The organism is Tistlia sp., assembly GCF_040905785.1.
Classification (GTDB): domain Bacteria; phylum Pseudomonadota; class Alphaproteobacteria; order Kiloniellales; family DSM-21159; genus Tistlia.
This window is the reverse complement of sequence record NZ_JBBDQW010000025.1, coordinates 3,261-15,916: the sequence shown is the minus strand read 5'-3', so window position 1 is coordinate 15,916 and position 12,656 is coordinate 3,261. Positions and strand designations below refer to the sequence as shown.

Sequence of the window (12,656 nt, the reverse complement as noted above, 5' to 3'; positions counted from 1 at the left end):
TCTATCGCAAAGGAGTTGAGACCAATGGCTCTCATCGAAGAGGACTTTCACGCCGGCGCGTTCCTCGCGTCGGAAGCCAACGGCACGCGGAGCCGCCGGGCGATCACGGTGGCGAGCGGCCAGACCCTGAAGGCCGGCGCCGTGCTCGGCAAGGTCGAGACGCTGGACGAGGTGACGCGCACGGCCGACGCCGGCAACACCGGCGACGGCGCCATGACCCTGGCGGAGCCGGCGGCGGCCGACGGCGCCGCGGCCGGCGACTACCGGGTCCTCTGCATCGAGCCGGCGAGCAACGCCGGCACCTTCGCCGTCTTCGACCCGGCCGGCGTCCAGATCGGCACCGCCACGGTGGCGGTCGCCTTCGACGGCCAGGTCAAGTTCACGATCGCCGACGGCGCGACCGACTTCGTCGCCGGCGACGGCTTCACCGTGACGGTGGCCAACGAGGGCGAGACCTGGACCGAGCTGGACCCGGACGCCACCGACGGCAGCGAGGTCGCGGCCGGCCTCCTCTACGCCCCGGTCGACGCCACGGACGCCGCCCTGCCCGGCGTCGCCGTGGTCCGCGAGGCGGAGGTCAAGTCCGCCTGCCTGGTCTGGCCGGCCGGCATCACCGACGCCCAGAAGGCCGCCGCCCTCGCCGAACTCGAGTTCCTCGGCGTCTTCGCCCGCTAGCCCCGGGCGGCCCTCCTCCAAGCCCATAGCGGACCGCCGGCCTCGCTTCCCTTTTCGGGGGCGGGGGTCGGGGTCCTGCGCGCATTCACGAAAGGACCCCGACAATGGTTTCGATGGACGTCTTCAAGGGCGACGCCTTCTCGGCAACCTCGCTCACCGCCTCGGTCGACAAGGTCGGCTACGTGCCGACGCTGCTCGACTCCATGCCCGGCCTGTTCATGGACAAGCCGATCCGCACGACCGACGTCTGGATCGAGGAGCGGGACAACGGCCCGGCGCTGATCCAGACCTCGGAGCGAGGCTCGCCGATCGCCGAGAAGGAGGGCGACAAGCGCAAGGCGCGCTCCTTCCGGACGGTGCGCCTGGCCCAGAAGAGCCGGATCATGTCGGAGGAGCTGCAGAACATCCGCGCCTTCGGCCAGGAGACCGAGCTCAAGCAGCTGCAGACCGAGATCGCCCGGCGCCAGGTCCTCATGCGCAACGACATGCAGCTGACCCGCGAGCACCACGCCCTGGGCTGCCTGCAGGGCCTGGTGACCGACGCCGACGGCTCGACCCTCTACAACTGGGCGACCGAGTTCGGCCAGACGATCCCGGTCGAGGTCGACTTCGACCTGGACGCCCCCACGCCGGCGTCGGGCGTCGTTCGCAAGAAGTGCAACGCCGCGGTCCGCTCGATCCTGCGCGGCCTGAAGGGCCTGGGTGGCAACCAGGTCGAGGTCATCGGCCTGGCCGGCGACAACTTCTGGGACGATCTCACGGCCCATTCCGAGGTCCGCGAGACCTACCTGCAGACCCAGGCGGCCGCCTCGCTCCGCGAGGGCAACGCCTTCGAGTCGTTCCGCTACGGCGGCATCACCTGGATCAACTACCGCGGCACCGACGACGGCTCGACCGTGGCGGTGGGGACGGACAAGGCCAAGTTCTTCCCGCGCAATGCCGGCATCTTCCAGCGCGCCTGGGCGCCGGCCGAGCGCTTCGAGTTCGTCAACACGCCCGGCAAGCAGCTCTACAGCTGGATCGTGCTGGACCGCGACGACAACGCCTGGGCGGACGTCAAGCAGTTCGCCTATCCGCTCTACGTCTGCGTCCAGCCGCAGGCGCTCTACCGGGCCAAGCGCACCTGAGCCTTCGGGCTCGCGCGAGACCGAGGCGGCCGGGCGAGATCCCGGCCGTCTCGCCGGAGCCACCCTCCTCCCGGGCGGCTGCGGCGAGGCGGCCCTTCACCAGCGAGCGAGGACGAGCATGGCGAGCTGGGACGAGCGCAGCGCGCGGGTCGCGGCGTCGGTGGCGAAGGTCTTCCGGCGCTCGGCGGCGGCGACCTACAGCCACGCCGGCGCCGCGGCAACGGCGCTGCCCAACGGCGTCAAGCTGCACAACCCGCGGCTCTCCGGCGAGGCCGGCGGACGCGGCCTGGCCGGCGAGTTCGGCGGCGGCCTGGAGCAGGACCTGCCGCGCGCCGAGATCCCGGTCGCCGACCTGGCGGCGATCGCGGTGGCGTCGCCCGCCAGGGGCGACCTGCTGAGCGTCGCCGGCGACAGCTTCGCGGTGCGCGCGGTCGAGCGGAACGCCGACGAGACGGTCTGGATCCTCGGCCTGGCGCCGCAGGGCTGAAGACCACCAGGGCGAGGGTCGGGCCGATGACGCTGCGCGCCACCATGCAGAACGAGGGCAGCCTGCTGCGCATCGTGCGCGAGGAATCGGCCTCCCTGACCCGGGCTCGGAACCGGACGATCACCGAGACGACCGAGGCCCTGCGCGACGGCTACCGCCGCGCCGTGCAGAGCGGCACGCCCGGGCGGCGCCTCTCCAGCGCGGTGCGCTCGCGCCTCTACAGCGCCACCGACGCCGAGGGCGGCGCCGAGGTCGAGGCGGGCATCGTCTACTCCAAGGCCAAGAAGCGCGGCGCCGACGGGCAGGTATTCGACCTGGTCGAGCTGCTGTCGCGCGGCGAGACGGTGCGTCCGACGCGCAAGAATTGGCTGCTGATCCCGAACCCGGGCCACGGCGTGACGCGCGCCGGCAACTACAGCCGGCGCGGCCTCAACCGGGCGCTGGCCAAGATCCGCGCGGCCGCGGCCAACCCGGAAGCGCACCCGGACATCTACTTCCAGGAGCTCGACGGCGGCCGGCGCCTGCTGATCGTCGAGAAGAAGAAACGCGGTCGCCGCTCGACGATCCTGGGCGTCCTGGTGCGCCAGGTCCGGATCCCGAAACAGTACGACCTGGAGGGCGTCTTTCGCGGCATCGAGCGCGGCTTCTCGCAGCGCCTGGCCGAGCACTGGCAGCGGGAGATGGGCCGATGAGCGACGCCTTCAGCGAGGTCCTGGCCGCCTTCGGCGCCGCCGCGGCGACGGTGCCGGGCATCGCCACGCTGGCGACGGATCCGCGCGACCCGGTGCCGCCGGCGCGTCTGCCCGCGCTGGAGCTCCGCTCCGGCGGCGCCGACCCGCTGGAGGCGGCGACCGGGCGCGACGGCTGGGCGTGGGAGCTGATCGTCACCCTGGCCGTCGGCGCCGACGTCGCCGACGACCTGGGCGCCCTGCTGCGCCCCCTGACGGTGGCCACGGCCAAGGCGCTGCTCGCCGACCCGACCCTGGGCGGCAAGGTCGCCGACCTGCGCTGGACCGGCTGCAGCGCCGTCACCGGCACTAGCGAGGGCAGCTACGTCGCCTCAATCGACCTGCTGTTCACAGCGGAGTTCGAGACGGCCGAGGACGACCCGACGCAGCTGATCTAGCGGCGTACGGCCGCCAGCGGCCGCACCTCACCCTCCCACGGCCTCGCGGCCGCGGGCCCCGCCCTCTCCCCGAAGCGGAGAGGGACAAGCGCGCCGAACGCGGTTCGGCCCCTAAACCCGAGGAGAGTTCGATGCCCGATCCGAAGTCGGGGCGCCGCGTCATGCCGGCCCCCAGGTCCGCGCTCTATCCGACCGACACGCCGGCCGAGGCGCGGCGCAAGGCCCAGGCGGAGCAGGCGGCGAAGGACGAGGAGGCCCGCAAGGCCCGCGAGGCCAAGGCGGCCGCGGCGAAGCGCGGTGCGGCCAAGCCCAAGGCGGCTGCCTCCAAGCCCGCGTCGATCCCGCCGGCGGATCCCACCGCCGATTCCGCCGGCTGACCCGGCGCCCTGATCCCACCGCCCTGAACCCCGGCGCCCTGATCCCGCCTGGGCGGGCGCGCCCGGCGACGGCCCCAAGAGAGGAGCGAGTCCATGACCGACTATCTGAGCCAGAACCGCCTGCTGACCGCCAAGGTGGAGACGACGGCGGGCACCGACGCCGAGCCGACGGCGGCGGCCAACGCGGTCGCCTGCGAGGCGCTGCGCGTCACGCCCGACTTCGCGGTCGACCAGGCCGAGAACGAGCACCGCAGCAGCCTCGACGCCGGCGAGCCGACCAGCCTGGGCGGCGGCATCACGCTGCCGGGCTTCGGCGTGCGCCTGAAGGGCTCCGGCACGGCCGGCACCGCGCCCGAGGCGGCGCCGCTGCTGCGCGCCTGCGCCCTGGCCGAGACGGTGACCAGCTCGGCGATCGCCGGGACGGCGTCCGCCGGCGGCGCGCGGACCCTGACGCTGGAGGACGCGAGCGCGGTGCAGATCGGCATGCCGATCACCCTGACCGGCGGCACCTCGAGCGGTGACACCCGCACCATCGTCGCGATCGACGGCGATGAGGTGACGGTCGACGCCGACTGGACCACCGAGACCGACGCCACGAGCGCCTACTCGATCCCGGTCAACGTGCTCTACGGCGGCGCCTCGCTCGACCTGGTCAACGCCACGCTCTACCACTACCTCAACAGCAAGGTCTCGGGGCTCGACTCGATCCTGACCAAGGTCGCCGGCGCCGCCGGCAACATGAGCCTGACCCTGCAGCGCGACCAGGTCTCGCTCATGTCCTTCGACCTGCGCGGCCTGCTGGCGGCTGCGGTGGCCACGGCGACGCGGCCGACCGATGCCGCTTTCGATCCGACCAAGCCGCCGCCCTTCCGCAACGCCGCCTGCTCGCTGGGCGGCGTCTCGACGCGCCTGCGGACCTTCACCCTCGATCTCGCCAACACGGTCGAGCAGCCGGACGATCCGACCGCCCTCTACGGCGTCGGGCCGGCGACGGTGACCCGCCGCCAGACCGGCGGCAGCCTGGCGCTCTACAAGGAAGCGCTTTCGACCCGCAACGTCCTCAGCCAGTTCCTGGACAACAGCGAAAGGGCGCTGGCGATTCGCTACGGCAGCGTCGCCGGCAACCGGATCGCGATCACGATCCCGCGCCTGGTCTACAGCGGCAACCCGAGCGACACGGACATCGGCAACTACGCCGGCGAGTCGCTCCCCTTCCGCGGCCTGGGCCCCGACGCGGCGGCCTTCATCTGTCACTGGTAGGGCGCCGGGCCGGCGGCGGCGCGAACCGACCGGGGGAGGCGCGACGGCCGTCGGCCGCCGCCCTCCCCCCCCCGGGCAGAGCGAGCCGCCGAGGCGCAGCCAGGCGGCGAGGGCGCCCGCGACGAGGGTCAGGCTTCTGACCAGGTCGCCGTCGAGCTTGAGCGTGAGGTGTAGTTCCATTCTCGGGGCCTCCAGGTTGACGCCGTCCTCCGGCACAAGAGAGCGCCGGCCGGCGCGCGTCGCAAACACCCCGGCCGGGGCGTAAAGGGATCTTTCATGGAAGCGAAGAGCGAGACGCCGGCGGCGGCCGGCCAGGAGCTGGCCGTCGGCGGCACGGCGACTGTGACGCCGCGCAAGGGCCAGAGGTTCCAGGTGACGGTGCCGGGACGGGTCGCGCGGGCGCAGCTGGAGCGCGCGCTGCGCGCCTCGGGGGCGCAGCCGCTGGAGGTGGCCCGGCGCGGCCGGCTGTTCCGGGCGGCCGTCGCCCGGCTGCTCTCGGGCCCGGGCGACGCCGAGGCGCGCCGCGCGGTGCTCTCGGCCCAGGCGACCTTCGCCGTGCTGGCCAAGGCGGCGCAGCGCCTCGAGCCGGTGTCGGAGGCGATGGGCCGCCGGGCCCGGGAGATCGGCGAGGCCGAGACCGCCGCCGCGGCCGAGGCGACGCTGCGCGAGGTCACCGGCCTGGGCTGGGAGGCGCGGCGCGCCGCGCTGCTCGACAAGGCCGTCGCCGGCGAGCTCGGCGCCTACCGCCTGCTCGCGGTCGAGATCGACCTCGAGCTGGCGGCGGCGGCCGAGGCCTACGGCGACGCCGAGGCCTCGCTCGCCGGCGGTTACCAGCCGCTGGCCCAGGCCCTGGCCGACCACCAGCTCTGGCAGGACCTGTTCGCGGTCGAGGCGGTGCGCCGCTTCCTGGCCGGCTGGTCCGGCCTCGACCGAGCCGGACGCCCGCTGCCGGCGCTGGCGCACGGCCCCGACGGCCTGGTGCCCGAGGCCCTGGTCGAGCTGCTGAGCGACGGCGACCTGCAGGCGCTGGCCGCGCGCCTCAACGCCCTGCTCTACCTGCGGGAGGGGACGGCAAAAAACTGAGACTCGCCGTCGTCTGGCTGGCACGACCCGGCCTGTTCGACGACTTCGCCGAGGCCGCGGCCGGCCCCGGCGCGGTTGACGGCGGCGAGGATCCCGACGGCCTGTCCGGGGGCAGCCCCTGGGACGACGAGGAGGACGACCCCGGAGACGGCCCGGGCGCGACGATGACGCCCGAGCGGCCGCTGCGCGGCGAGGCGATCGAGCTCGATGACGCCGGCTGGTCGCTGGTCACGGTGCACCCGCGCTGGCTGGTCTCGGCCGAGATCCAGACCTTCCTGCAGCTCTGGCAGGACTGCGACGGCCCTGCCGAGGGCGCCGGGCGCCTTCCCTTCGCCGGCGGCGCGGCCGAGCAGCCGGTCCTGGCCATGGAGGCCTTCGCGGTCCTGGCCGGCCAGCTGGCCCGAGTCCGCAGCGCCGAGCGCAAGGCAGCCGAGGCGGAGGCGAAGGCGGCGAGGGGGCGCAGTTAGGGCGAACGCGGTTCGGCGCTGGCGCGGCTAATCCGCGTCGGCGGGAGCAAAGTAGCGCCGCGCCTCATCCGCGTTGTCGAAGGTCCGCCAGCCGGTCGCCGTCTTAACGGCGACGCGCCCGTCGGCATGGTAGGTGGCTTCGCGGCCCTCGATCTCAAAGGGCAGGCCACCGCTTCCCTCGCTGGTCGAAGGAGTGAAGTAGCGGCCGGCCTGGGCGTCGTCCGAGAAGACGATCCAGCCGTCCTCGCCCTTGACGGCGATCCGCTGCGTGTCGAGCCGCACCGCCTCGCGACCGTCGAAGCGGCAGTCCGTGCCCCAGGGCTTGAAGTTGAGCGTGCGGTCGTGGCCTGCCTCGACTTTGGGGCCCAGCGACCCGCGGATATCGGCGAGCAGGCCGATGACCGCCGAGCCGGCAGCGAAGAGCAGGCCGCAGAGCAGGGCCTGTAACCCCATCGTCCCGAGCAGCATGGCGGCGATCCGGTCGTCGCCCCACAGGACGGCCGCCAGCACGATGGCGCCGCCGCCGATCGCGCAGGCCAGGAACGAAACGAAGGCCATCAGGCCCTGAGTGGCTGGGCGTGCCATGGCAGCCCCCTTTCCTCTCCCCTCGGTCGCAGAAGCCTACGCGGCTTCTACCGCGTCCGGCAATCCCGTCAGACACCGGCGCCCGCGCGCCGGCGGCCCTGGAGGCGCCCATGCCGCAGCAGCGCAGCATCTACGCCCGCGTCTCGGTCGAGAACATCGAGCAGGCGCTGGCGAAGCTCCGCGCCTTCGGCAAGGGCGGCGAGGAGGTCTTTCAGCAGCTGCAGCGCGCCTCGCGACAGAACGACCTCGACTCCTACGGCCGCGAGCTCGACAAGCTGCGCGCGCGGTTCAACCCGCTGTTCGCGGCCGGCCAGCAGTACAAGGCGCAGCTCGAGGAGATCAATCGCGCGCTGAAGCTGGGCGCGATCAGCGAGGCCGAGCACGCCGCGGCGCTCCAGCGGACCAAGGCGGCCTTCACGACGCAGGTCCAGGACCTGCGCGGCGTCACCCGGGCGCGCCAGGAGGCCGCGCGCGCGGCGCAGGCACAGGCGGCGGCCGAGCAGGCGGCGGCGGCGCAGCAGGCGGCCTCGCAGCAGGCGCAGGCGGTCGAGCTGGCGCGCCTGCGCCAGCAGTATGTGCCGCTGGCGGCCGCGCAGCAGCAGTACCGCAACCAGCTGGCCGAGCTCCGGCGGGCGCAGCAGCTCGGCGCCGTCAGCGAAGGCGAGTATGCCGCGGCCCTGGCCCGGACCAAGGCCGCCTTCGCCGGCCAGGTCGTCGCTATGCGCGCCGCGGGCGGCGCCGCGCGTCTCGGAGGCCGCGGCTACAACAGCCTCGGCGGCGCGGTCCAGCAGGCCGGCTACCAGGTCGGCGACTTCGCGGTCCAGGTCGGCTCCGGCCAGTCGGCCATGGTCGCCTTCTCCCAGCAGGCGAGCCAGCTGCTCGGCATCTTCGGGCCCTGGGGCGCCGTCGTCGGCGCCGGCGTCGCCGTCGTCGGCGCCCTGGCCACCGGCTTGCTCCGCTCGGGCGAAGCGTCGAGCGAAGCCGAAGAGGCGATGGACGCCTACCGGGAGTCGCTGGCCAAGGCGAACGAGGTCAGCGCCGACGCCGAGCTCGCATCGCGCCGCCTGGCCGACTCGCACAAGGACGAGGCCGTCGCGGCGATCGAGGCGGCGCTTGCCGTCGAAGAGAAGACGACGACGCAACTGCGCTCCGATATCGAGGCGTTCCAGCGCGACCTCGAGATGCTGCAGGCGGGCCCCAATCCGTCCGGGCCTGCGGTCGCGCAGGCGCGGGCGATGGTCGATAAGCTGACGGCCTCGTACGACGAAGCGATTGGCCGCGCCGAGACGCTGCACTCGAGACTGTCGATCATCCGCGACACGCTCGCGGACACGACCGAAACCGCCTCCCGCTCGGCCCGGGAGACGGCGCAGAGCGAGATCGCCCGCCTGGAGGCCGACGCCGCCAAGGCCGGGCTCGATGGGCTGGCCAAGCTGGAGGCCGAGCGCGACCTGGCGCTCGCCGACTACAAGACGCGGCTCGAGGAGGAGCGGATCTCGGCCGAGGATCACGCCCGGGCCGTGGCGGCGATCGAGCAGCGCTTCCAGGCCGAGAAGGCGGCGCTGGAGGCGAAGGCGGCGGAGCGGGCGGCGCAGGCGGCCGAGCGCGAGGGCGAGCGGCGGACGGCGGCGCACGCGCGGCGGGTCGAGGCGATCGAGCGCCTGGAGGACCGGGCGCTGACCGCCGGCCTGGAGGGCGTGGCCAAGCTGCAGGCCGAGCGCGACCGCGACCTGACGCACTTCCAGGAGCAGCTCGACGAGAAGCTGATCTCCACCGAGGAGTTCGAGCGCGCCCGCCAGGCGATCGAGGCCAACTACCGCGCCGAGCGCAACCGCCTGGAGGCCGACGCCGCGGCGAAGTTCGCCGAGGAGCGGCTGAAGGAGATGGAGGCCCAGCGCGAGGAAATCGCGCGGGCCGCCGGGCGGGTGGGCGACCGGGTCGCGGAGTTCCTGGGCGATTCCTTCTACGACCGCCTGAAGGGCGAGGGCGTCGACGTCTGGGAGTCGTTCCGCGATATCGCGCTGCGGACGGTGGCGGACCTGGGGGCGGAGCTGATCCGCCAGCAGATCGTCGTGCCCCTCGTCCTGCGGGTGGCACAGTCGCAGCCGGGCCTACTCGCCGGCCAGGGCGGCGGTCAGGCCGGTGGCGGGCTGTTCGGGGGCGGCGGCGGCATGCCGAGCATGCCGGGCGGCGGGCTGACCGACTTCTTCGGCTTCGGCGACAGCATCAACAGCTTCGGCGCCGAGCTGGGCTTCTCGCCCGGCATCGCCTCGACGATGCCGACGGGCGCGCCCCTGGTGGGCGCCAACGGCATGCTGACCGGCGGTGGCGCGACCTCGGTCGTTCCGGGCCAGGTCGCCAATGGCAGCCTCATGGGCACGACCTCGCTCACCGGGTTCGTGGGCGCCGCGGGCGCGGGATTCGGTGCCGGGATGCTGGCCAACAGCCTCCTCGGCGGCAACAAGAAGGGAGGCACGATCGGCTCGGCCGGCGGCGCCCTCGCGGGCGCGGCGATCGGCTCGGTCGTCCCGGGCATCGGCACGGTCGCCGGCGCCCTGATCGGCGGCCTGCTCGGGGGCGCCGGCGGCGGCCTCTTCGGCCCCGGCCCGTCCGTGGGCCCGAACGCCTCGGCGGGGCTCGGCCTCAGCAACGGCTACGTTCACGGGACGAACGCGACGGCCGACAACGGCGGCGACCTCCGGGCCGCGCTGGAGGCGGCCGACGGTCTCGCGGAAGGCCTCAACGCCCTGCTGACCGCCGCCGGCACGACCATGACCGCTATCGGCGACCTCAAGGTCGGCAGCTTCGAAAGCATGGGCGGCGCCTTCGTCCAGTCCTCGGACGAGCGCGCGCTCGCCGTGCTGCGCCAGTACGGCCAGGACAGCAAGCAGACGGGCCACGGCGAAGGCGAGGCGTTCTTCCTGGGCGAGGAGATCGAGGAGGCGGCGCTGCGGGCCGCCCTGGCGACGGCCGAGTTCGAGGACCTCTCCGACACCATGCGGACGGTCGTCACGGTCGTCACCCGCAACAAGATGAGCCTGGAGGAGATCTCCGGGGCCTTCGGCTTCGCGGGTCTCTACGAGGCGACGGTCAAGGCCGAGCGGCCGCTGTCGGACCTGCAGCAGGGCCTGGCCGAGCTGGTCGAAGCCTTCAAGGCCGGCGCCGAGCAGTCGGCGGCGCTGTCGCTCGACGTCGAGGCCTGGGCGACCGGGACCCGCACCGCCTTCGACCGGGGCGTGCGCGACGAGATCCTGGGCAGGACCAACCCGCTGGCCCTGATGCTCGAGGCCTTCGAGCGCGACGCCCGGGCCCGGGTGCGTACGACGATCGAGCTGGGCGCCGACCTGGTCCAGGTCGAGCGGCTGATCGGCCTGCAGCGCGAGGAGGTGCTGCGCGACGCCGGCGTCAATCTGGCGGAGGCGATCCGCCAGACGCTGCTCGCCGCCGACCTGGGCGGCCTGTCGCCGCTGACCGCCGGCGAGAAGCTGACGGCGGCGCAGGCGGAGTTCGACCGCCTGGCCGCGGCCGGCCAGGCCGGCGACGTCGGTGCGGCGCAGGCGGCGCTGGCGCACCGCGGCGCCCTCCTCGAGGCGGCCGCGGCGGTACACGGCAGCAGCGAGGGTTTCCGCTCCGTCTACCGCGCCACCGAGGCGGCGCTCGAGGGCCTGCAGGGCGCCTTCGAGACGACGGCCGCCCTGGGCGAGACCACCGCCGAGTTCGTCGAGCGGATCGTCGCCGAGGTCCGCGCCGCCGGCGCCGCGCCGATCGCGCTGCCGGAGTCGAAGCCGCTGCCCGCGGCGCTGCCGCCGACGCCGGCGGCTGTCCCGCCTCCGGCGCCGGAATGGCAGATCGTCCGCGGCCGGTACGTCACGCCGGGCGGCAAGCCGGTCAACGACCCCGTGCTGGGCTGGATCTACCACGGCACCGAGGCGCCGGGCGCCGTCGGCCGCGCCGCCGGCGGCCCCGTCTTCGGGCCCGGCGGTCCGACCGAAGACCGCATCCCGGCGATGCTGTCGAACGGCGAGTTTGTCTTCCGCTCCGCGGCCGTCCAGGAACTGGGCCTGTCGCGCCTGCAGGCGATGAACGACCATCCGGGCCGCTTCCGCGAACCCGGTTCGCAGGGGTCGGCCGAACGCGGTTCGGCGGCCTGGGGTGCGGTCCTGGCGCGGCTCGACGGCATCGAGCGGGCGATCGTCGGCGTCGGCGACGACCTGGTCGAGGTCGGAGGGCGCCAGATCGAGGCGCAGCAGCAGGGCGCCGGCGGACTGTCAGCTCTGGCGCGCGAGTTGCGCCAGGACCGGCAACTCGGCCGGGCGGCGGGCCGGCCGTCTTCGCGGCCGGGGGGCTGAGCGATGCCGGGCTTTCGCGCGCACATGGCCGGCGCCGCCTGCGGCGGCGTCGATCCGCTCGGCCACGTCGACCGGGCCAACTTCGTCCGCTACGCGCCGGCGGAAACCGTGCTGGTCCGCGAGGGCGTCACCCTGGTCGAGCTGCGGGCCTGGCAGGGCCGGCCCGGCGGCGCGGTGACGCCGCCGGTCGCGGCTTGCACCCGGGCGCGCTGCGCGCTGCCGATCGGCACGAAAAGCCCCGGCCTCGAGGTCACCTTGCGCTTCTCCGATCGCGGCTGGACGGGAGAGCCGGACGATCCGGACCGGCCGAACCGGCGCTATCCCGGCCTGATCGCCGAGTCGGTGGTCGTCGAGCGCGCGGGGCCGGTGCTGCCGGAGGCGCCGCGGCGCGTCGTCACGACGGCGCGCATCGTCCTCGCCAACCTCGACGGGCGGTTCGACCGCGCCGACCGGACCTGGACGATCGCCGGCCGCCGGATGGTCATCAAGCGCGGCCCGCACCGGCCGAGGCCGCGGGCGCACTGGCGCGACTTCGCCGACGTCGCCGTGCTGCGCGCGGCGCGCTGGCATGTCTCGCACCGCGAGGCCGTGGTCGAGCTGGAGGACACGGCGCAGCGCCTGCGCGTGCCGCTGACCGAGCGAACCTATCTCGGCACCGGCGGGGGCGAGGGCCGTGCCGACATGGCCGGCCGGCGGATGCCCTTCACCCTGGGCTGGGTCGCGGGGGTCAAGCCCGACCTGGCCGACGCGAGCAACGGCAAGTACCGTTACGCCGACGGGTCGCTCGCGCTGGCGATCGAGGCGGGCGGCGATCGGGGTCAGCTCTTCACCGTCCTCGGCGACACGGCCTCGGAGGCGGCGCTCGACGGGCTGACCGTGCTTCAAGGCGAGATTGCCTACTGCTCGGTCGAGGGCGTGCTGCGGACCGGCGGCCTGGTCGACGGCGCGGAGTTCCGCGTCACGGTGCGGCCGGCCGGCGAGGGGTCGCCGGGAACGCACGCGGAGATCCTGGAGCATCTTTGGCGCGAGGTCGCCGGCCTCGACGGCGACGAGTACTGGCCGGCCTCCCTGAAGCGGCTGCCCGCCGGCCCGGCCGGCTGGCACGCGCCCGGGCGGGGGG

The 12,656-nt window shown here is 74.2% G+C and carries 12 protein-coding genes; 11 read left to right on the top strand and 1 reads right to left on the bottom strand.

The annotated features are described in order from the left end of the window. Positions 1 to 24 precede the first annotated feature (24 nt). From WD341_RS06100 to WD341_RS06060, 9 genes are all read left to right on the top strand, one after another. Positions 25 to 675, top strand: a complete 651-nt coding sequence (locus WD341_RS06100) for a head decoration protein (protein ID WP_368424545.1) — start codon at positions 25 to 27, stop codon at positions 673 to 675. A 104-nt stretch (positions 676 to 779) separates the two neighbouring features. Next, positions 780 to 1,802: a major capsid protein gene (locus tag WD341_RS06095; RefSeq protein ID WP_368424544.1), complete on the top strand. Its 1,023-nt coding sequence runs from the start codon at positions 780 to 782 to the stop codon at positions 1,800 to 1,802. A 118-nt stretch (positions 1,803 to 1,920) separates the two neighbouring features. Next, positions 1,921 to 2,289 (top strand): hypothetical protein, encoded by a 369-nt coding sequence (locus WD341_RS06090; protein WP_368424543.1) that lies wholly within the window; start codon positions 1,921 to 1,923, stop codon positions 2,287 to 2,289. A 26-nt stretch (positions 2,290 to 2,315) separates the two neighbouring features. Then, entirely contained in the window at positions 2,316 to 2,981 is a 666-nt protein-coding gene (locus tag WD341_RS06085; protein WP_368424542.1) for a hypothetical protein, read from the top strand. Next, the gene (locus WD341_RS06080) at positions 2,978 to 3,415 is read left to right on the top strand and encodes a hypothetical protein (RefSeq protein WP_368424541.1); all 438 of its coding nucleotides are present in this window, start codon (positions 2,978 to 2,980) and stop codon (positions 3,413 to 3,415) included. Before WD341_RS06085 ends, WD341_RS06080 begins: the two co-directional genes overlap by 4 nt. A gap of 131 nt (positions 3,416 to 3,546) precedes the next feature. Further along, complete coding sequence (locus WD341_RS06075; RefSeq protein WP_368424540.1) at positions 3,547 to 3,792, top strand: hypothetical protein; 246 nt, start codon at positions 3,547 to 3,549, stop codon at positions 3,790 to 3,792. A 93-nt stretch (positions 3,793 to 3,885) separates the two neighbouring features. Further along, positions 3,886 to 5,052 (top strand): hypothetical protein, encoded by a 1,167-nt coding sequence (locus WD341_RS06070; protein ID WP_368424539.1) that lies wholly within the window; start codon positions 3,886 to 3,888, stop codon positions 5,050 to 5,052. A 276-nt stretch (positions 5,053 to 5,328) separates the two neighbouring features. Next, on the top strand, positions 5,329 to 6,135 hold the full coding sequence (locus WD341_RS06065; RefSeq protein ID WP_368424538.1) for a hypothetical protein: 807 nt from the start codon (positions 5,329 to 5,331) through the stop codon (positions 6,133 to 6,135). Positions 6,136 to 6,299: 164 nt separating this feature from the next. Beyond that, positions 6,300 to 6,602 (top strand): hypothetical protein, encoded by a 303-nt coding sequence (locus WD341_RS06060; protein ID WP_368424537.1) that lies wholly within the window; start codon positions 6,300 to 6,302, stop codon positions 6,600 to 6,602. A gap of 27 nt (positions 6,603 to 6,629) precedes the next feature. Here the strand turns inward: WD341_RS06060 and WD341_RS06055 are convergent, their stop codons facing one another. Next, positions 6,630 to 7,187 (bottom strand): hypothetical protein, encoded by a 558-nt coding sequence (locus WD341_RS06055; protein WP_368424536.1) that lies wholly within the window; start codon positions 7,185 to 7,187, stop codon positions 6,630 to 6,632. Between the two features lie 110 nt (positions 7,188 to 7,297). Here WD341_RS06055 and WD341_RS06050 point away from each other — a divergent pair, with 110 nt between their 5' ends. After that, positions 7,298 to 11,536, top strand: a complete 4,239-nt coding sequence (locus WD341_RS06050; RefSeq protein WP_368424535.1) for a hypothetical protein — start codon at positions 7,298 to 7,300, stop codon at positions 11,534 to 11,536. A 3-nt stretch (positions 11,537 to 11,539) separates the two neighbouring features. Continuing rightward, the coding region (locus WD341_RS06045) for a hypothetical protein (RefSeq protein WP_368424534.1) at positions 11,540 to 12,656 on the top strand (1,117 nt) is incomplete at its 3' end.